The organism is Streptomyces tauricus (assembly GCF_014650955.1).
Taxonomy (GTDB): domain Bacteria; phylum Actinomycetota; class Actinomycetes; order Streptomycetales; family Streptomycetaceae; genus Streptomyces; species Streptomyces tauricus.
Genome location: NZ_BMVY01000004.1, coordinates 115051 through 133212 on the forward strand (window position 1 = coordinate 115051; position 18162 = coordinate 133212).

An 18162-nucleotide genomic window follows, 5' to 3' on the forward strand; every position below is an offset into this window, starting at 1 on the left:
CGGTCGCGGTCGCTTCGGTCGTCCCGCGCGTCGCGTTGGTCTCGGGCGTCGCGGTCATGGTCAGCCGTGCAGTCCGCACTCGGTCTTCGCGCTGCCCGACCAGCGGCCGGCGCGCGCGTCCTCGCCCTCCAGCACCCGGCGGGTGCAGGGGGCGCAGCCGACGGACGGGTAGCCGTCCATGAGCAGCGGGTTGGTGAGGACACCGTGCTCGCTCACGTACGCGTCCACGTCGTCCTGCGTCCAGCGGGCGATCGGTGAGATCTTGACCTTGCGGCGCTTCTCGTCCCAGCCGACCACGGGGGTGTCGGCCCGGGTCGGCGACTCGTCGCGGCGCAGTCCGGTGGCCCAGGCGCGGTACTTGGTCAGCCCCTGCTCCAGGGGCGCGACCTTCCGCAGCGCGCAGCACAGGTCGGGGTCGCGGTCGTGCAGCTTTGGCCCGTACTCGGCGTCCTGCTCGGCGACGCTCTGGCGCGGGGTGAGCGTGATGACGTTGACGTCCATCACGGCCTCGACGGCGTCCCGGGTGCCGATGGTCTCGGGGAAGTGGTAGCCCGTGTCGAGGAACACGACGTCCACGCCGGGGTTCGCGCGGGACGCGAGGTGGGCGACCACCGCGTCCTCCATCGAGGAGGTCACGCAGAACTGCTTGCCGAAGGTCTTCACGGCCCACTGGAGGATCTCCAGCGCGGAGGCGTCCTCCAGGTCGCGGCCGGCCTGCTCGGCGAGTGCCTTGAGCTCGGCGTCCCCGTCGGTGTCCGTGTGCGTGTCGGTCCCGGTCGGTGCGTCGGCCTGTGTCGGTGTGCCGGTATGGGTCTGAACGGTCGTCATATCTCGTCCCCTCCACCGTCGTTGCGCTGAAGTCCACGGGTCAGCAACCCGAGGAACTTCAACTGGAAGGCCCGGTTGCACGCTCCGCATTCCCACGCGCCGTGCCCCTGCTCGCTGGGACGCAGGTCCTCGTCGCCGCAGTAGGGGCAGTAGAAGGGCGCCGCGCGCTCGCTCATGACAGGGCCTCCTCGGAGGCGCGGGTGGCCCAGGTCGCGAAGCGCTCGCCGTCCTCGCGCTCCTCCTCGAAGCGCTTGAGGACCCGCTCGACGTAGTCGGGCAGGTCGTCCGCGGTGACCTTCAGACCGCGGACCTTGCGGCCGAAGCCGGCTTCGAGGCCGAGCGCGCCGCCCAGGTGCACCTGGTAGCCCTCGACCTGCTCGCCCTTGTCGTCCAGCATCAACTGGCCCTTGAGACCGATGTCCGCGACCTGGATACGGGCGCAGGCGTTCGGGCAGCCGTTGATGTTGATGGTGACGGGCTCGTCGAACTCGGGCATGCGGCGTTCGAGTTCGTCGATGAGCGAGGCGCCGCGGGCCTTGGTCTCGACGATCGCGAGCTTGCAGTACTCGATGCCGGTGCAGGCCATCGTGCCGCGCCGGAAGGTGGACGGCTTCACCCGCAGGTCGAGCGCTTCCAGGCCCGCGACCAGGGAGTCGATGCGGTCCTGCTCGACGTCGAGGACGATCATCTTCTGCTCGACGGTGGTCCGCAGGCGGCCGGAGCCGTGCGCCTCGGCCAGCTCGGCGATCTTCGTGAGGGTGGCGCCGTCCACGCGGCCCACGCGGGGCGCGAAGCCGACGTAGTACAGGCCGTCCTGCTGCCGGTGCACCCCGACGTGGTCGCGCCAGCGGGCGAGCGGCTGGTCGGGGGCGGGCCCGTCGACCAGCTTGCGCTGCAGGTACTCGTCCTCCAGGACCTGGCGGAACTTCTCGACGCCCCAGTCGGCGACCAGGAACTTCAGCCGGGCGCGCGTACGAAGGCGCCGATAGCCGTAGTCGCGGAAGATCGACAGGACGCCGATGTGGACGTCGGCTACCTCGTCGAGCGGCACCCAGGCGCCGAGGCGCTGGCCGATCTTCGGGTTGGTGGAGAGGCCGCCGCCGACCCAGAGGTCGAAGCCGGGGCCGTGCTCCGGGTGGTTCACGCCGACGAACGCGACGTCGTTGATCTCGTGCGCCACGTCGAGGAGCGGCGAGCCGGAGACCGCGGTCTTGAACTTGCGGGGCAGGTTCGAGAAGTCCTTGTTGCCGATGACCCGGCGGTGGATCTCCTCGATGGCGGGCGTGCCGTCGATGATCTCGTCCTCGGCGATGCCGGCGACGGGCGAGCCGAGGATCACGCGGGGCGTGTCACCGCAGGCCTCGGTCGTGGACAGCCCGACGGCCTCAAGGCGCTCCCAGATCTCCGGGACGTCCTCGATGCGGATCCAGTGGTACTGGACGTTCTGCCGGTCGGTGAGGTCGGCGGTGCCGCGCGCGAACTCCTGCGAGATCTCGCCGATGACCCGCAGCTGCTGGGTGGTCAGGCGTCCGCCGTCGATGCGTACCCGCAGCATGAAGTACTTGTCGTCCAGCTCCTCCGGCTCCAGGACCGCGGTCTTGCCGCCGTCGATGCCGGGCTTGCGCTGGGTGTAGAGCCCCCACCAGCGCATACGGCCGCGCAGGTCGTTGGGGTCGATCGAGTCGAAACCCCGCTTGGAGTAGACCGTCTCAATGCGCGTCCGCACGTTGAGACCGTCGTCGTCCTTCTTGAACTGCTCGTTGCCGTTGAGCGGGGTGTAGTGACCCACGGCCCACTGGCCCTCACCGCGGTGACGGCTCACCTTGCGGCGGGGCGTTGCGGCAGCGGGATCCTGCGGAGTGGCGGCCATGGTTTCTACGTCCTTCGGGACAGACGGATGCGGCTCTGACCTGCGCGTACGAGTGCATACGGGCATGCGTGCGCGGCATTGCGCAAGTCGAGACAGGGGGAATGTCGGTAGTGCTGGGCGCGGGGCGTCGGCCCCTGGCGCCGTGGGTCAGCGGACCGGACAGATGGCGCTGGACATGCGGCCGAGGTCGACGTGCCGCCGACTCACCAAGGCAATTCCAGTTCCCGACATGACGGAAGCGTGTCACGGCGATCTGGACACAGTCCAGCTTCGTCCAGGATGCGGACACCCTTGTCCCGGGATGTGGGACAAGGGTGGTGACGGTCACAAGATCCGGTGCGGATCACATCCCGCCAGGTCAGCCGACCTGTGCTCCGGGCCAGGGCCCGGGGGTGGCCACGTCCGGCTCCTCCTCCACCTTGGTGTCGAAGAGCTTGAAGCCGCGGCGCAGGTAGTTGTCCATCGCGTGCTCCCCGTCCTTGCTGCATGTATGCAACCAGACGCGCTTCGTCGGCGCCCGCCCCGGCCAGCGGTCGGCCAGGTCCCAGGCCCGCGCGACGCCGTACGACAGGAGGTGTCCGCCGATGCGCCGACCGCGGAAGGCCGGGATCAGACCGAAGTAGACGATCTCGACGACACCGTCGTCCTGCGCCTCAAGCTGTACGTACCCGGCGGGTGTCCCGCGGTCGTACGCGACCCAGGTCTCCGTGCCCGGCCGCTCCAGGTCCTCCCGCCACTGCGCGTACGTCCAGCCGAGCCGGTCCGTCCAGCGGATGTCGCCGCCGACGGAGGCGTAAAGGAAGCGGCTGAACTCGGGGGAGGGCACCTCCGCGCGGACGATCCGGACGTCACCGTCGCCGTCGGGGGCGGTGGCGGGCAGCCGGTCGGCCGGAGAGGTCTGCTCCAGGGACCAGGTGGTCACAGCGATGCTCATGCGGGCCAGCGAACCACGGGGACGGGCCGCCCTCCAAAGCGGGCCGCCCGTCCTTCCCGAGGGTCACTGCACCGAGTCGTCGACCGCCGCCAGCGGGACCGAGTAGAGCACCCGCTCCGGGATCGCGGGCGGCTCCCACGCGTTGTCCTGGTCCGCCGCCCACTCGGTGAGCGTCCACAGCTCGCCGGTCTCCTGCCAGTACGACAGGGATTCGGTGTGCTGCCCCCAGCAGGCGTACGACGTGCCGCCGTCGCCGCACTGCGCGGCCTTCGCGGCGCTCTCGTTCTGCCGCCACAGCGTGCCGTGCTTGTCGCGGCTGCCCGGGGCGTAACCGGTGTACCAGTCGGCCTTGTCCGCCCCGTCCGGCTTGTGCGAGAGGACGCCCTGGAGCCCGACGGCCTTCGTCTCGTACGCCTCGTCGGCGTCCACGAGGTCACCGGCGGTGCTGGCGAGCAGGCCGGTGCGGTCGCTCGCGGTGCTGTAGTGGTAGCGCCAGACGCGGGCCGGTTCGGTGCCGGTGGAGCTGAACCACTCGTTGGCGACCAGGCTGTCCGGTGTCGAGGTGCGGTCCAGGGAGATGGACGCGAAACAGGGACGCCCGTCGTTGTCGCTCGCACGGCACGCCCCGCCGGTGAGGTTGTACGAGCCGATGGCCGGCAGTACGTACTGGTAGCCGCGCGCCGACCAGCCGCCGCTCACCCTGCCGACCTCGGCGCTGTTCACGTCGGCCCGCAGGATGCGGTTCATGTCGAAGACGAACAGGGCGTTGTCGTGGTCGGCGCCGTTCCTCGCGGTGACGATCAGCTTGTCCTGGTACCAGACCATGCCGCCGATGTGGGAGCGGACGGCGCCGAAGTCCCTGCCGCCGGAGAGCGGGGCGACCAGCAGGACCCAGCGGTACTTGAGGTTCTTGGGGTCGTTCGCGTCGATGAACGCGACCCGGGCCAGCCCCTTGTCGGCGGCGGGCTCACCGGTCTTGTGGTCGTTGTGGGTCCAGCCCGCCAGGATGACCCGGTCGGAGCCCCACTTGCCGTCGTTGTCGGCGTCCCCGGAGGTGGTGACGGACTGCGGCAGCCACTTCTGTGTCGTGGCGTCCCCGCTGTCCCAGCAGTACGCGCGGGCGGCGGTGGGCTCGACGGGCAGGGCGGCCGACTCGGTCGCCTCGCAGTCGGCCTGGTCGCGCATCGGATGGTTGGCGCTCCGCAGGACGGTGTCCACGCCGACGGTCCCGCCCATGCCGCTCGCCAGGGTGTCGAGCGTCGACTCGGCGACGAGGTTCTCGTGCAGTTGGAGCTTGCCGATCTCGGCCGAGGAGGTGAGCGGCTTCAGGGGGCCGGGGTTGTCGCTGCCGGCGGCCTGCGAGGTGGTGATGATGGTGGCGGCGGCGGTGAGGGCGAGGGCGGCCCCGGACAGGGTGGCCCGCAGGACACGCCCCTTGTTCCGGCGGCGGTGTCTGCCTCGATACGTCATAGGTCCTCCCGTCGGCGGCCAACTGCCTCCTTCGATCCGGCGGTTGGGCCGGAGGAGACGGATGTGGGGGGCCGTGGGTTGGATGGTACGGCAGAGGGCACCGAGCCCGGTCGAATACCCCGCAATAGGTAGGGAACGCCTACGCCCACCCACAGCGGCCCGCGGCGCGTCCGCCCTGGTCGGCGCAGACCGGCAGCGCCCCGACGGGGGCGCGGGGAAGCGCGCGGCCGGCCACGGCCAACTTGTGGAATCAGACCGTCCACCCGGTGGGAGCCACCCGGCGGTGGTCAGGAGACCGGGCGGGCCCGTTCCACCACCGATGCCAGGTCGAGTGTGTGCGGCAGTGTTCCCAGGGACGAACCCCAGTCCCCGCCGAGGCGGGACGCGCAGAACGCGTCCGCCACCTCCGGTGGGGCGAAGCGGACCAGGAGGGAGCCTTGCAGGACCACGGCGATCCGTTCGACGAGGCGCCGGGCGCGGCCCTCGACGCCGCCCAGGTCGGCGAGGTCGGTCAGCAGGTTCTTGATCGCGCCGTCCAGCCGGTGATCGGCGCCGCGTGCCAGGCCGACCTCCTGGAGGTAGGCGTTCAGGGCGGACGGCTCCCGCTGGAGGGCCCGCAGCACGTCGAGCGCCTGGATGTTGCCCGCGCCCTCCCAGATGGAGTTGAGCGGCGACTCGCGCAGCAGCCGCGGCATGCCGGACTCCTCCACGTACCCGTTGCCGCCCAGGCACTCCAGTGCCTCCGCCACGACCGGCGTGCACCGCTTGGTCACCCAGTACTTGGCCGCGGGCACCGCGAGCCGCAGGAAGGCACGCTCCTGCTCGCCGCCGTCGTCGTACGCGGCGGCCAGCCGCAGCGCGAGCGTCGTCGCCGCCTCCGACTCCAGGGCCAGGTCCGCCAGGACGTTCCTCATCAGCGGCTTGTCGAGCAGCCTGCCGCCGAACGCCTCGCGGTGGTCGCAGTGGTGCACGGCCTGCGCGACGGCCTGCCGCATCAGCCCCGCCGAGCCGAGCACGCAGTCCAGCCGGGTCGCGGCGACCATCCCCATGATGGAGCGCACCCCGCGTCCCTCGTCGCCGACGCGGCGCGCCCAGGTCCCGTCGAACTCGACCTCGGCGGAGGCGTTCGAACGGTTGCCCAGCTTGTCCTTGAGGCGCTGGATCCGGAAGACGTTGCGGGTGCCGTCCGCCAGCACCCGCGGCACCAGGAAGCAGGTGAGGCCGCCCCCGCCGTCGGAGGGGCCCGCCTGCGCCAGTACCAGGAAGCCGTCCGACATCGGGGCCGAGCAGAACCACTTGTGGCCCGTCAGCTCGTACGTCCCGTCCTCGGCGAGCGGCCGCGCGGACGTGGTGTTCGCGCGGACGTCGCTGCCGCCCTGCTTCTCCGTCATGCCCATCCCGAACAGGGCGCCGGCCTTCTTCGCGGCCGGACGCAGGTCCTGGTCGTAGACGGTGGAGGTGAGCCGGGGCTCCCACTCGGCGGCGAGCGCCGGGTCGGTGCGCAGCGCGGGCACCGCCGCGTGGGTCATCGACAGCGGGCAGCCGTTGCCCGCCTCGACCTGGCTCCAGACCAGGAAGCCGGCCGCGCGCCGCACATGCCCGCCCGGCCGCGACCAGGCCGCCGTCAGCCCGGCCGACACGCCCTTGCCGAGCAGCCGGTGCCAGGACGGATGGAACTCGACCTCGTCGAGCCGCTCTCCGTAGCGGTCGTGGGTGAGCAGCTTCGGCGGGTTCTCGTTGGCCAGTACCCCCCACTTCTGGACCTGCGCGGACCCGGAGGTGCGCCCGAGGGCGGACAGCTCGCTGTGCGCCTCGTCGAGGAGCGCGGGATCGAGATGCCGGTCGACCGCCTCCACGAGGGCCCGGTCGGCGTCGAAGAGGTCGTACGCGACCAGCGGCGGAGCCTGGTTGGTCACGGTGTGGGTGCGGGCTGCCATGACTGCGAACCTACCCGCGGTGCGGCGATCGTCACCAAACTCCCGCCGCACCCCCCCGTACACCGGAGCGCCCGCGTCCGGTACACCCGGGCGCCCGCCTCGCTCAGGCCGGACGCGACAGCGCGGCCAGGTCGCCGGAGCCGAGTGTGTCCTCGCCGCGCGAGCCCACCGACCAGCTCGGGCTGTGGACGGTGTCGAGATAGCGCTCGCCGAGGTCGGGGGCGATCGCCACCGACGTGAGGTCCCGTGCCCCGTTCAGATCCATCCAGGTGGAGGCCCCGCTGACCACCGTGCCGGTGGAGCCGCCGAACAGGAAACCCCGGGCGGCCAGCCGGCGGCAGACACGGACGGTGTCCGCCTCCTCCACGTGCACCACGTCGTCCACGTACGACGCGTCGAGCATCGGCGGACGTACGCCCATGCCGAGACCCGGGATCTGCCGGGGGCGCGCGGGTCCGCCGAAGGTCACCGAGCCGACGCTGTCCACCGCGACGATCCGCACCCGGCGCCGCCACTGCCAGAACCAGCGCGCGCAGCCCATCAGGGTGCCGGTCGTACCGGCCCCGACGAACAGCACGTCGAGGTCCGGGAAACGGCGCGCGATGGCCGGCGCCGTGGTGCGGTAGTGCGCACGCCAGTTGCTGTCGTTGGCGTACTGGTTGAGCCAGACGTACCGGTCGTCCGAGGCACACAGCGCCTGTACGTACGCGATCCGGGCGCCCAGGAAGCCGCCGTGCAGAGCGGGTTCCTCGACGACGTGGACCACGCTGCCCAGAGCTTCCATCATCCGCCGGGTCGCCGGATTGCAGCGTGCGTCGGTCACGCACCGGAACCCGTAGCCACGGCTCGCGGCGATCACGCTCAGTGCCACGCCCAGGTTCCCGGACGACGACTCGACCAGGACGGATCCCGGCCGCAGGGCGCCGCTGCGTTCGGCGGCGTCCACCATCTCGGTGGCCGCCTTCATCTTGATCGACCCCGCGAAATTGAACCCCTCGCACTTCAGGAAGAGCGGCAGCCCCATCGTCGCCCGCAGGTCGACGTAGAGCTCGTTCTCGTTGAATTCCGAAGGATCGGAAATGACAGGCATGAGTCCCCCTCATTCATGCGGCCTGCGTGCGGCGCCGTGCCCACGTCCCGTGCGGCACGGCGCCCGCCGGTCAGCCGTGCCGGCGCAGCTCGTGGAAGAAGCCGTCCACGACGTGCGGCTCGCCCCGCCGGGCCACCTCGTCGTGGACGAACTTGCCGACCGCGAGGTCGAGGACCCCGAGGCCGAAGGGCGAGAAGACGACCGTCCGGTCGGCCGGTACGGTCACCCGCCCGGACAGCACGTCGTCCAACGTGCCGTCGATGAAGTCCCGGCCGCCGCTGAGACGTTCGGCCAGGTGCGGAGAGGTCTCCGCCTTCAGGCAGTGCTCGATGTCGTCCACGAAGTTGGCCGAGGCGAGCAGGATCTCGGGTGCCAGGTCGCGCAGCGACACATGCAGCACCAGCGGGGCGTGGTCGAACCACGCGGGGTCGTGGATGTGCGGCGTGCCCGCGACGGTGGCGAAGACCACCAGATCGCTGGAGCGGATCAGCGACTCGGCACTGTCGTGCACGGTGATCCGGCCCTTGATGCCCGAGCGTTCCAGATAGCCGCGGAAACCGGCGGCGCTGTCCGCGGACAGGTCGAACACCCCGGTCTCCTCGAACGACCAGCCGGTGGCGGTGAGATGGGTGTGGATGTGGCGGGCGATCAGCCCCGTGCCGACGAACCCGACCCGCACCGGCCGGGTGCGGCCGCGGCTGAGCCGGTCGGCGGCGAGCGCCGCGGAGGACGCCGTCCGGGTGGCGCTGATGATCGAGCTCTCCAGGCAGGCGAACGGATAGCCCGTGTCGTGGTCGTTGAGGATCAGTACGGCCGACGCGCGGGGCAGCCCCGACGCGGTGTTCTCGGGGAAGCTGGAGACCCACTTGATGCCGTCCACCCCGATGTCCCCGCCGATCGACGCCGGCAGCGCGATGATCCGCGACGACGGGCGGTCGGGGAAGCGCAGGAAGTACGACGGCGGGTTCACCGAGTCGCCGGCCCCGTGCAGCCGGTACACCCGCTCGACGAGGTCCGCGATCTCGGACTCCCGCCCTTCCAGGGCCTGCTGGACCTGGGCGCCGGAGATGACGGAGAACGGGGGAGCGGTGCGCGTCCCGGGTACCTCGGGCGTCCCGGCGGTCCGCGCCGCCTGTTCCGTGCCGGTCATGCGGTCCTCACTTCGGTCGTGGGTGTGCAGTCGGTCAGCCGGACCGGGTCGGCCAGTGCGGCGAGCACCTCGCGCGGGCCGTCGAAGGGCTCCCTGCTGTGCGCGGTGCGGATGTTGTCGACGATCATCAGGTCGCCGGAGCGCCACGGCTCGCGGGCGGTGTGGGCCTCGTACACCTCGTTGATCTGCCGGACGACGTCCTCGCCGATCGGGTCGCCGTTGCCGTGGCGGGTGTTGAAGGGCAGCCCGTCGGGGCCGTAGACGTCCACCAGGTACTCCCGCACCTCGGGATCCATCGTCCACTCGTTCAGGAAGGCGATCTGGTTGAACCAGCAGAGCCGTCCCGTGACGGGGTGCCGGACCACCGCGGCGCGGCGCTGGCGGGTGTGCAGGGAGCCGTCGCTCTGCCAGGCGAACTCGATGGCGTGGGCGCGGCAGTAGCGTTCGACGGCGGCGCGGTCCTCGGTGCCGAAGGCCTCGCCGACCGACGCCCCGATCTCGTCGTTGTACGTCCGGGTGAGCAGCCAGCCCTCCCGGGCGAACCGTTCGGTGAGGCCGGCGGGCAGCGCGTCGAGCACGGTGGGCGCGTCGGCGACGGCGGTGGCGCCGCCCTCGGCCGGCGCGTCGAGGCACGCGAACAGCATCAGGGCGGGGAACTCGACGGCGTAACTCAGCTCGTGGTGCATGCACATCTGCTGGTTGGGCGGCCACTTGGTGGACGAGTACACCCCGTCCGCGTACGTCCGCCGGGGCGCGAAGGACTCCCGGTCGGGCATCAGGCCGGTGGCCAGGCGCCGGAACACGTCCCCGGTCGTGTCCGGGTCGCTCAGCCCCAGACCGCGGACCAGGACGCTGCCGTGCTCGGCGACCACGGCGCGCAGCGCGTCGCGGTGGACGGCCGCCCAGCCCGCCGTGTCCCCCGCCACGTCGGCGCGCAGGATCGGCGGGCGGCCGGGACTCAGGTCGACGTCGGGCAGCAGCGTCGGGGTCGAGGACATCGTGTGGTTCCTTCCGGTCTCGCGCGGTTCGAACCGCGCGTGGCCGCGCGGGTGGTCGTGGATCGGTTCCTGTGCCGGTTTCCGGGCCCGGTCCTCGGCGCGGTTCACGACGCCTCCCGGGCCGGGGCGTCGAGCAGTCCCGCCAGGTCGGCGAGGACGGGGAGGCGGGCGACGTCCTTGAGGGTGATGGCCCGGTCCAGGGCGACCGCCAGCTTCACCGCCGCGAGGGAGGTGCCGCCGCGCTCGAAGAAGTGGTCCAGGCGGCCGATCCGGTCCCGCGGGATGCCCAGCACCTGCGCCCAGGCCGCCGCCAGGCGCCGTTCGCCCGGGGTGTCCGGCGCGTGTGCGCCGTCCTGGCCGCCCGTACCGCTGCCGGCGGAGTCGAGGTCCTCGGCGAGCGCGGTCAGCGTCCTGCGGTCGATCTTGCCGTTGGCGGTCAGCGGCAGGCTCTCGCGCCGGTGGACGGCCGACGGCACCATGTACGCCGGAAGCGACCCGGCGAGCCGTTCCAGGACCGCTTCCGGGTCGAGCGGTTCGGGACCGGCGCAGAACGCCACGAGCCGCGTGCCGCCCGCGACGACCACGGCGCCGTCCCGGACCCCGGGCGCCCGCAGGAGCGCGTTCTCGATCTCGCCGATCTCGATGCGGAAGCCGCGGATCTTCACCTGGCTGTCCCGGCGGCCCAGGAACTCCAGCTTCCCGTCGGGCAGCCACCGGCCGTGGTCCCCGCTGCGGTAGAGCCGCTCACCGGGGCGGTACGGGTCGTCCATGAACGCGGCCTTCGTGCGCTCGGGGTCGTTGACGTACCCGCGGCCGACGCACACCCCGGAGAAGACGATCTCGCCGGGCGCGCCGAGCGGGACGGGCGACAGGTGCTCGTCGACGACGTACACGCGCACGTTGGCGACAGGCCGGCCGAGCGGGACCCGGTCCTCGTCGGGCACCCGGGTCATGACCTCGTGGTTGGTGTCGTCGGAGGTCTCGGTCAGGCCGTACGCGTTGGCGAGGCGGATGCCCGGCTCGGCCGCGAACCAGCGCTGGACGAGTTCCTTCTTGACGGCCTCGCCGGTGACCGACACGCAGTGCAGGTCGGGCAGTTCGCGTGGCCGCCGCTCCAGTTCGGCGAGGACGGCTTCGAGATACGACGGGACGACCTGGAGGACGTTGACCCCGCCCCGCGTGATCGTGTCCACGAACCGGGGCACGTCCAGGATCACCTCCTGGGCGACCAGCAGGGTCCGCCCGCCGACCAGCAGCGCGGAGACGAGCTGCCACAGCGAGATGTCGAAGCACTGGGGCGCCGTCTGCGCGACGACCTGCCCCTCGCCGACGCCCAGGTCGTCGATCTTGGCGAGGACGTGGTTGACGAACCCCGCGTGCTCGCACATCGCGCCCTTGGGCTCGCCGGTGGAGCCGGAGGTGAAGTAGATGTAGGCGAGCTGGTCCGCGGCGACCGCGACACCGAGGTCGCCGTCGGCGTGGTCCTCCGCGTAGGCGTCCTCGACGCGCAGGGTACGGGCGCCGGTGTCGGCCCCCTCCAGCGTGGCGGTGCTGCCGGCCTCGGTCAGGACCAGCTCGCAGCCGGCGCGCCTGAGCGTCCTCTCGATGCGCCCGGCCGGGAAGTGCGGCTCGATGGGCAGATAGACGCCGCCCGCCTTGAGGACCGCGAGGACGCCGGCCATCCAGTCCAGATCGCGTTCCATGACGAGGGCGACGACCCCCTCGGGGCGCAGCCCACGGGCGAGCAGCGCCCGGCCGATCCGGTTGGCCCGCGCGTTCAGCTCGCGGTACGTCCACTCCTCGTCCCCCTGGACGGCGGCGACGGCGTCCGGGTGCGCGGCCACCCGCTCCTCGAACAGCTCGTGGACGCGGCGGTCCGGCAGTGCGCGGTGCGGTCCGGCCAGCCCGTCGAGCTGGAACCGCAGTTCGTCGTCGCCCAGGAGGCCGTGCCGGTCGTGCCCGGCGTCCGGGTCCGCGGTCAGCAGGCGGAGCGCGGTCAGGTGGTAGCCGGCGACACGGGCGGCGGCACCGGCGTCCAGGACGTCGGTGCGGTAGCGCAGCCGAAGGGAGCGGTCCGCCACGCCCACGCGCAGCACGGCGTCAGCGGTGTCCTGGGCGTCCTCGGCGCTGTCGCCGCCGTGCGGGTCGAGCACGGCCGCGAAGGGGACCGGGGCGCCGCCCGCCTCCCGCACGGGCGGCTCCCCGGCCGGTTCGTGGGCGGCCTCGCGGACCGCCAGGTCCGCCTGTGCCAGCAGGTCGCGCCAGGTGCCGGGGCCGACGGTCAGCCGGCGGGGCAGCGGCGCCGCGCCCCGCGCGCCGACGTAGCCGGTGACGACCTCGCGTTCACCGGACAGGGCCGCGAGGACCGTGGCGTGTGCGGCCAGGAGCGCGGACGGCTCCGTCGTCAGGCCGTCGGGCAGCGGGACTTCGTACTCCGCCGTGCCCGGGACCGGGTCGAGCGTCCACCTCGGGATCGTGTCCATTCTGTGTTCCCCCCTGTGTTCCTTTACGTGCCGTGGTCAGGCGCGCCGCTGTTCGGCCGCCGGGTTCCCGCCCCAGTGCGCCCCCGGCGGTACCTCCTCGCCCTTCATCAGGAAGGAGTCGGCGGCGATGACGGCGGCGTCCCCCACCGACGCGCCGTAGTGGACGAGCGCGCCGACGCCGAGCGTGACGCCGCTGCCGATCTCGATGTGGTCGGACTTGAAGGTGCCGTCCTCCTGCGAGTGCGACTGGATCTTGCTGTGCGCGCCGAGGGTGCAGTCGTCCCCGATGGCGGTGAGCGTGCGCTCGGTGATGTAGGCCCCGTCGTCGAAGACCCGGCGGCCGATACGGACCCCGAGGAGCCGCCAGAGCAGGCTCTTGAACGGGGTGCCGTTGTAGAGGGCGAAGTGCGTGTCCGGGATCTTCCACAGCCGCTCGTGCCGCCAGAAGAGCGGGTCGTAGATGGAGTGCAGCCGCGGCTGGAGCGGCCGGAACCGCAGGATGACCCGCTCCACCAGCGCGTAGTAGCCGGTGGTGAACGCGACGCCGACGAGCAGGGACGCCCCGATCAGCAGACCGCCGGCGGTGCCGTACTCCCCGTACAGGTCGAAGGCGGCGAAGCCGAGGACCGTGAGGGCGAACCAGTCGAACCATCGCAGGAACAGGAACAGGCCCATGGTGCCCAGGTTGTGACGGTTCTTCGCGGCGAGGCGGCGGCGCAGCTCGTCGCCCTCGCGCAGGTGGTCGAAGCGGGTGTCGCGCTCCACGGTCCGCGGGATCTCGAAGGGCGGCGAGCCCAGCAGGCCGACCCCTTCGCGGACCTCCCCGTCCAGCGGAACCATGACCTTCGTCGCCAGCAGGACGTTCTCGCCCGTGCGGCCCCCCACCGGATAGGCGATGTGGTTGCCCAGGAAGCTGTTCGGTCCGATCGTCGCGCGCGAGACGCGGAACGACGAGCCCGAGAACTCGGCGTTCATGATCGACAGCCCGTCGGCGACCATCGTGCCGCGCCCGACGGTGGCCAGGAACGGCGTCTCGTGCGCCACGCCCGTGCCGAAGTTGGAGCCGGTCTGCTCGACGTGCGAGAGGTCGTACCCGATGGCCCGCAGGTAGTGGACGATGTACGAGCTGTCCCCGCACAGCCACTTGAAGAACTTCACGTTGGTCAGCCGCGCGACGGAACGCTGCACCGAGTAGTGGAAGCCGTAGAGCGGGTAGACCCGGTCCGGCTCCAGGAAGCGGTTCAGCAGCCGCGGGACCACGGTCCCGACGGCGAGGCCGACCACGACGAAGCCCACGAAGAGCGCGACCGACAGGGCGAACGCCTCGGCGTAGAACCGTCCCGACGTGATGTGCTGCGCCTCCCGGTCCAGCAGCACGTCCAGCGAGGGCGCCACCGTCAGCAGCAGGTACGCGCCCCCGACGAGGAGCGGCATGGTGACCAGGAGCGTCTGCAGGACGGTGGCCAGGCCGTAGCCCACCCGGCGCGCGGTGCCGCACTCCGCAGGGGCGACCCGTACGTAGTCCACGTCCGTGCGCTGGGCCGGCGAGCCGTGCCAGTGCTGTCCGGCCGGCACCTCCGCGCCGCCGTACAGCGCCGAGGCGTGGCCCAGCTGGGATCCGTCGCCCATGACGCTGCCGATGTCGAGGACGGTGTTCTCGCCGACGAACACGTCCTGGCCCAGCGTGACCCGGCCGGTGCGGATGCGCCCGGCGTGCGCCTGGTAGCAGAGGAAGTGCGAGTCCTTGCGGATCACGGTGTTCGCGCCGACCGTGAACAGGTCGGTGCAGACCGGGACCGCGTGGGAGAGGATCGTGACGTTCCTGCCGATCCGCGCGCCCAGGGCCCGCAGATAGAGCACGTAGAGCGGGTTGCCGGCGAACAGGACCATCGGGTTCGCGTGCAGCAGCACCTTCACGGTCCAAAAGCGCAGATAGGCCAGGCTCCAGATCGGGAACTCGGTCTCCTTCCAGCGGCCGACCAGCACCCACTTGGCCACCACCGGCAGGGTGCACAGGCCGACGAAGACACCGCCGCCGAAGAGGGCCGACCGCAGGTAGACGTCCACGACGCCGTCACCGGCCGACACCCAGTCGTACCCCTGGGCGGTGACGAGCCCGGACAGCAGGCAGTACAGCGCGAAGACCAGGAACTGCACCGCCCCGCACAGGGCGTACCGCGCGCCGCTGACCGGTACGGGCGGCGCGGCCGGTTCCGCCGGCGGCGCGGGCTCCTCGGCCGGGACCTCGGACAGCGCCGCCGCCAGGCCGCGGATCGTCGGGTGGCCGTATACGTCCCGCATCGACACGGCCGGCAGGTCGGGGTGCTTCCTGACCCGGGCGCAGAAATGTGCCATCACCAGGGAGTTGGCACCGAGGTCGTCGAAGAAGTGACTGTCGACGGGGACCCGCTCGGCGCGTACGACACCGGCGAGCACCTCCGCGAGGACAGGTTCGATCCCGTTGACCGGGTCGCGGGTGGCCACGGACAGCGTCGGAGCGACGGTCGCGACCTCAGTGGGATTTCCCACCACTTGATCTCCTTGCTGGTGATTGCTCGTACTTGTGGACTGTTCGGAGTGTTTGGCACCTCGGATGGGAATACGAAGGATTCACGCCCGCAGTTTCATCACGCCCCTGAATTGGTGACGAAAGATGTTCTGGTGAACCACGGTGATTCCTGTGTGACTCCGGTGTGCCGGAAGGTAGAGTTGTTTCTCGTGCAAGCCGAGTTGCGCCGCGGCAGGCGAGAAGAGGTTGTTCGGGAAGTGTGAGAAGTGGCCGCGTGGAAAAGGCGCAGTGCAGCACGGCATGATCCGCGTGGGAACCACGCGGATCACGGGTAACGCGGCTGTGTCGGACCCTCCTCCGGGCCCTTCTGAGTCCCCCCGTGTCGTGGTGCCACTGAGCCGTCCCCACGTGCCCAGCGCAATGCAATCCGAATTGTTTCGGCGGGCTCATGAACGGGTCAAGGGCGTTTCGGACTGTGGCGCTTTCTCGCTGTTCGATGCTTCAACGCCCACCACCCTGAATGATCTCGTCCGGCCGTCTCACCGGGGAACTCACCCGTGGACGGTACATGTGTTGTTGCGTATTCCACTTCTGCAGGGCAGGTGAATCGGCCACGCGGTCATGACAGAAAAAGGGTTCGATTTATCTTTACGATTAACGCGGAATTGCTGACGCTTTTCCGACGTATGACGGAACCGGATCAGTACCGTCCCGCCACCGGGTCGCGTACGCCGCTCCCGCCACACCGGCTCCGGTCGCGGCACCGGGGGATGAGTGCGACCCCGCGCGGCGGATACCTTTAGGGCGTGCAGCCAGCAAGTGAACCCCCTCAGAGGACGTCCGGTCGTCTCCACCGGGCGCGTGCCCTCTATCGGAACGTCTCGAAGCGCAGGACCGCCTGGCTGCTGCTCAAGGACACCGTGAACTCGTGCATCGAGTACCGCATCCTCGGACTCGCGGCGGAGGCGGCGTTCTTCACGCTGCTGTCCGTGCCGCCGCTGCTGCTGAGCATGATCGGCCTGCTGGGCTACGTCGACGACTGGACCGGCGCCGACACCATCGCCAGCGTGGAGACCAGCCTCCTGGAGGCCTCCCGCACGGTCCTCACCGACAAGGGCGTCGCCCAGATCGCCGAACCGCTCCTGCACGACGTCATGGAGGGAGGCCGGCCCGACGTCATCTCCCTGGGCTTCCTGTTCGCCCTGTGGTCCGGCTCGCGCGCGGTGAACGTCTTCATCGACACCATCACCGTGATGTACGGCCTCGACGGGGTCCGCGGCATCGTCAGGACCCGCCTGATGGCCTTCCTGCTCTTCCTCGTGGCCCTGCTGATCGGCTCGGTCGCCCTGCCGCTGATGGTCGCGGGCCCCGACGCCGTGGTGAACGTCGTGCCGTGGTCGACGACCGTCGTACAGGTGCTCTACTGGCCCGTCGTCATCGTCCTGTCCATCGTCTTCCTGACGACGCTGTACCACGTGTCGGTGCCGGTGCGTTCACCGTGGATCGAGGACGTGCCCGGCGCGCTCGTGGCGCTCACCATGTGGGTGCTGGGCAGCCTCCTGCTGCGCATCTACCTGACGAACACCGTCGAGGGCCCCACCATCTACGGCTCCCTGGCCGCGCCCGTCGCCGTCCTCCTGTGGATCGGTGTCGCCGCCTTCGCGGTGCTCGTGGGCGCCGCCGTGAACGCGGCCATCGACCGCGTCTGGCCCGCCGCCGCCACCGCCGCGGCCCGCGCCGTCAACGAGCGGCTGCGCGCCGAGCAGGCCGCCGACCTGGTGGCCCGCGCGGCGGCGGCCCGCGCCGCGCAGGCCGAGGACGGCTACGACGACCCCGACGACCCGGACATGCCCTCCGAGTTCCCGGAGCGCTGGTCCCGTTTCCTGCCCCCGGAGGACGTCACCTCCCGGCTGCGCACCCACGCCAAGTCCACCCCCAAGAACAGCGACGAGCCGCCCGCGCCGCAGTGACGCGGCAGCCCCGCCGCGGTGACCGCGGCGGGGCTGTCAGGCCGATCCGGGAGGCGGGGGCTGAGGGCGTCAGACCTTCCACACGCCGGCCGCCGCGTGCTCCCGGGCGAAGTCCGCGAAGTCGCGCGGCGCACGGCCCAGGACCTCCCGCACCCCGTCCGTGGTCCGCGCGTTGTGCCCGTCGAGCAGCCCGTCGAAGACCTCCTCCATGAAAGCGACCTCCTCGGGCGGCAGCCCGAACCCGGCCAAAATCGCCCCGTACTCCTTCGTCGGCACCGGCACGTACCGGATCTCCCGGCCCGCCGCGGCGGAGATCTCCGCCATGGCCTCACGGAACGACAGCAGCCGCGCCCCCGTGATCTCCAGCGTCCGCCCCGCGTACGAGGAGTCGGCCAGCGCCTCCACCACGACCTCCGCGAGATCGCGCGCGTCGATGAACGGCACCGGCACCTCGCCCGCCGGGAAGACGAACTCGCCGCCGCGCACCCCGTCGAGCAGCAGGCCCTCGCTGAAGTTCTGGAAGAACCAGTCGGCCCGCACCACGGTCCACTCGGCCCCCGACTCGCGCAGCGCCCGCTCGGCCGGCTCCGCCTGGCGCTCCCCGCGCGCCGACAGCAGCACCAGCCGGCGTACACCGAGATCCTGGGCCCGCCGGGCGAACGCGGCGACGTTCTCGGCCGCGCCCGGCGCACCGACGTCCGGCGCGTACGCCAGATACGCCGCGTCGGCCCCGCGCAGCGCCTCGTCCCACGTCGAGGGGTCGTACCAGTCGAAGCGCACCTCACCACTGCGCGAAGCGGCCCGTACACGGAAGCCCGCGGCCTTCGCCGCCTCCGCCACCTGACGCCCGGTCCTGCCCGAGGCGCCCGTCACCAACACCGTCCCGTTGCGCGTGTTCTCCGTCATGGACCCAGTCAACGGCC

14 protein-coding genes are annotated in these 18162 nt (G+C 71.4%); 1 reads left to right on the forward strand and 13 read right to left on the reverse strand.

Translation table 11 applies throughout. The features are described 5' to 3' along the window. Positions 1 to 60: 60 nt before the first annotated feature. The 12 genes from IE278_RS09485 to IE278_RS09535 all read right to left on the reverse strand — a co-directional run bounded on the left by IE278_RS09485 (position 61) and on the right by IE278_RS09535 (position 15292). Positions 61 to 828 (reverse strand): phosphoadenylyl-sulfate reductase, encoded by a 768-nt coding sequence (locus IE278_RS09485; protein WP_189770694.1) that lies wholly within the window; start codon positions 826 to 828, stop codon positions 61 to 63. Further along, positions 825 to 1004, reverse strand: coding sequence for a hypothetical protein (locus IE278_RS09490; protein ID WP_107016475.1), 180 nt, complete (start codon positions 1002 to 1004; stop codon positions 825 to 827). The genes IE278_RS09485 and IE278_RS09490 overlap by 4 nt, the downstream gene beginning before the upstream one ends. Further along, a complete protein-coding gene (locus IE278_RS09495; RefSeq protein ID WP_189770696.1) occupies positions 1001 to 2698 on the reverse strand; it encodes a nitrite/sulfite reductase in 1698 nt (565 codons plus the stop codon). Before IE278_RS09495 ends, IE278_RS09490 begins: the two co-directional genes overlap by 4 nt. A 147-nt stretch (positions 2699 to 2845) precedes the next feature. Next, positions 2846 to 2929 carry a putative leader peptide gene (locus IE278_RS43165; RefSeq protein WP_349817346.1) on the reverse strand — a complete coding sequence of 28 codons (84 nt, stop codon included), beginning with the start codon at positions 2927 to 2929 and terminating at the stop codon, positions 2846 to 2848. A 127-nt stretch (positions 2930 to 3056) separates the two neighbouring features. Further along, on the reverse strand, positions 3057 to 3632 hold the full coding sequence (locus tag IE278_RS09500; protein ID WP_189770698.1) for a GNAT family N-acetyltransferase: 576 nt from the start codon (positions 3630 to 3632) through the stop codon (positions 3057 to 3059). 63 nt (positions 3633 to 3695) lie between these two features. Continuing rightward, positions 3696 to 5102 (reverse strand): hypothetical protein, encoded by a 1407-nt coding sequence (locus IE278_RS09505; protein ID WP_189770700.1) that lies wholly within the window; start codon positions 5100 to 5102, stop codon positions 3696 to 3698. 287 nt (positions 5103 to 5389) lie between these two features. Continuing rightward, positions 5390 to 7039 (reverse strand): acyl-CoA dehydrogenase family protein, encoded by a 1650-nt coding sequence (locus IE278_RS09510; RefSeq protein ID WP_189770702.1) that lies wholly within the window; start codon positions 7037 to 7039, stop codon positions 5390 to 5392. Positions 7040 to 7142: 103 nt separating this feature from the next. Beyond that, positions 7143 to 8129 carry a 2,3-diaminopropionate biosynthesis protein SbnA gene (gene sbnA / locus IE278_RS09515; RefSeq protein WP_189770704.1) on the reverse strand — a complete coding sequence of 329 codons (987 nt, stop codon included), beginning with the start codon at positions 8127 to 8129 and terminating at the stop codon, positions 7143 to 7145. Between the two features lie 70 nt (positions 8130 to 8199). Next, positions 8200 to 9279 carry a 2,3-diaminopropionate biosynthesis protein SbnB gene (sbnB, locus tag IE278_RS09520; RefSeq protein ID WP_189770706.1) on the reverse strand — a complete coding sequence of 360 codons (1080 nt, stop codon included), beginning with the start codon at positions 9277 to 9279 and terminating at the stop codon, positions 8200 to 8202. Beyond that, the gene (locus tag IE278_RS09525; protein ID WP_189770708.1) at positions 9276 to 10277 is read right to left on the reverse strand and encodes a TauD/TfdA family dioxygenase; all 1002 of its coding nucleotides are present in this window, start codon (positions 10275 to 10277) and stop codon (positions 9276 to 9278) included. Before IE278_RS09525 ends, sbnB begins: the two co-directional genes overlap by 4 nt. A gap of 104 nt (positions 10278 to 10381) precedes the next feature. Next, positions 10382 to 12760: a non-ribosomal peptide synthetase gene (locus tag IE278_RS09530; RefSeq protein ID WP_189770710.1), complete on the reverse strand. Its 2379-nt coding sequence runs from the start codon at positions 12758 to 12760 to the stop codon at positions 10382 to 10384. Positions 12761 to 12796: 36 nt separating this feature from the next. After that, the gene (locus IE278_RS09535) at positions 12797 to 15292 is read right to left on the reverse strand and encodes a Pls/PosA family non-ribosomal peptide synthetase (RefSeq protein ID WP_373311955.1); all 2496 of its coding nucleotides are present in this window, start codon (positions 15290 to 15292) and stop codon (positions 12797 to 12799) included. A 783-nt stretch (positions 15293 to 16075) separates the two neighbouring features. Here IE278_RS09535 and IE278_RS09540 point away from each other — a divergent pair. After that, the gene (locus tag IE278_RS09540) at positions 16076 to 17239 is read left to right on the forward strand and encodes a YihY/virulence factor BrkB family protein (RefSeq protein ID WP_189770712.1); all 1164 of its coding nucleotides are present in this window, start codon (positions 16076 to 16078) and stop codon (positions 17237 to 17239) included. A gap of 69 nt (positions 17240 to 17308) precedes the next feature. Here the strand turns inward: IE278_RS09540 and IE278_RS09545 are convergent, their stop codons facing one another. After that, positions 17309 to 18145, reverse strand: coding sequence for an NmrA family NAD(P)-binding protein (locus tag IE278_RS09545; RefSeq protein ID WP_189770714.1), 837 nt, complete (start codon positions 18143 to 18145; stop codon positions 17309 to 17311). Between the last annotated feature and the right edge of the window lie 17 nt (positions 18146 to 18162).

Coding starts and splice junctions, on each gene's coding strand:
- IE278_RS09485 (WP_189770694.1), bottom strand. CDS start 828: ATGACGACCGTTCAGACCCATACCGGCACACCGACACAGGCCGACGCA.
- IE278_RS09490 (WP_107016475.1), bottom strand. CDS start 1,004: ATGAGCGAGCGCGCGGCGCCCTTCTACTGCCCCTACTGCGGCGACGAG.
- IE278_RS09495 (WP_189770696.1), bottom strand. CDS start 2,698: ATGGCCGCCACTCCGCAGGATCCCGCTGCCGCAACGCCCCGCCGCAAG.
- IE278_RS43165 (WP_349817346.1), bottom strand. CDS start 2,929: ATGTCGGGAACTGGAATTGCCTTGGTGAGTCGGCGGCACGTCGACCTC.
- IE278_RS09500 (WP_189770698.1), bottom strand. CDS start 3,632: ATGAGCATCGCTGTGACCACCTGGTCCCTGGAGCAGACCTCTCCGGCC.
- IE278_RS09505 (WP_189770700.1), bottom strand. CDS start 5,102: ATGACGTATCGAGGCAGACACCGCCGCCGGAACAAGGGGCGTGTCCTG.
- IE278_RS09510 (WP_189770702.1), bottom strand. CDS start 7,039: ATGGCAGCCCGCACCCACACCGTGACCAACCAGGCTCCGCCGCTGGTC.
- sbnA (WP_189770704.1), bottom strand. CDS start 8,129: ATGCCTGTCATTTCCGATCCTTCGGAATTCAACGAGAACGAGCTCTAC.
- sbnB (WP_189770706.1), bottom strand. CDS start 9,279: ATGACCGGCACGGAACAGGCGGCGCGGACCGCCGGGACGCCCGAGGTA.
- IE278_RS09525 (WP_189770708.1), bottom strand. CDS start 10,277: ATGTCCTCGACCCCGACGCTGCTGCCCGACGTCGACCTGAGTCCCGGC.
- IE278_RS09530 (WP_189770710.1), bottom strand. CDS start 12,760: ATGGACACGATCCCGAGGTGGACGCTCGACCCGGTCCCGGGCACGGCG.
- IE278_RS09545 (WP_189770714.1), bottom strand. CDS start 18,145: ATGACGGAGAACACGCGCAACGGGACGGTGTTGGTGACGGGCGCCTCG.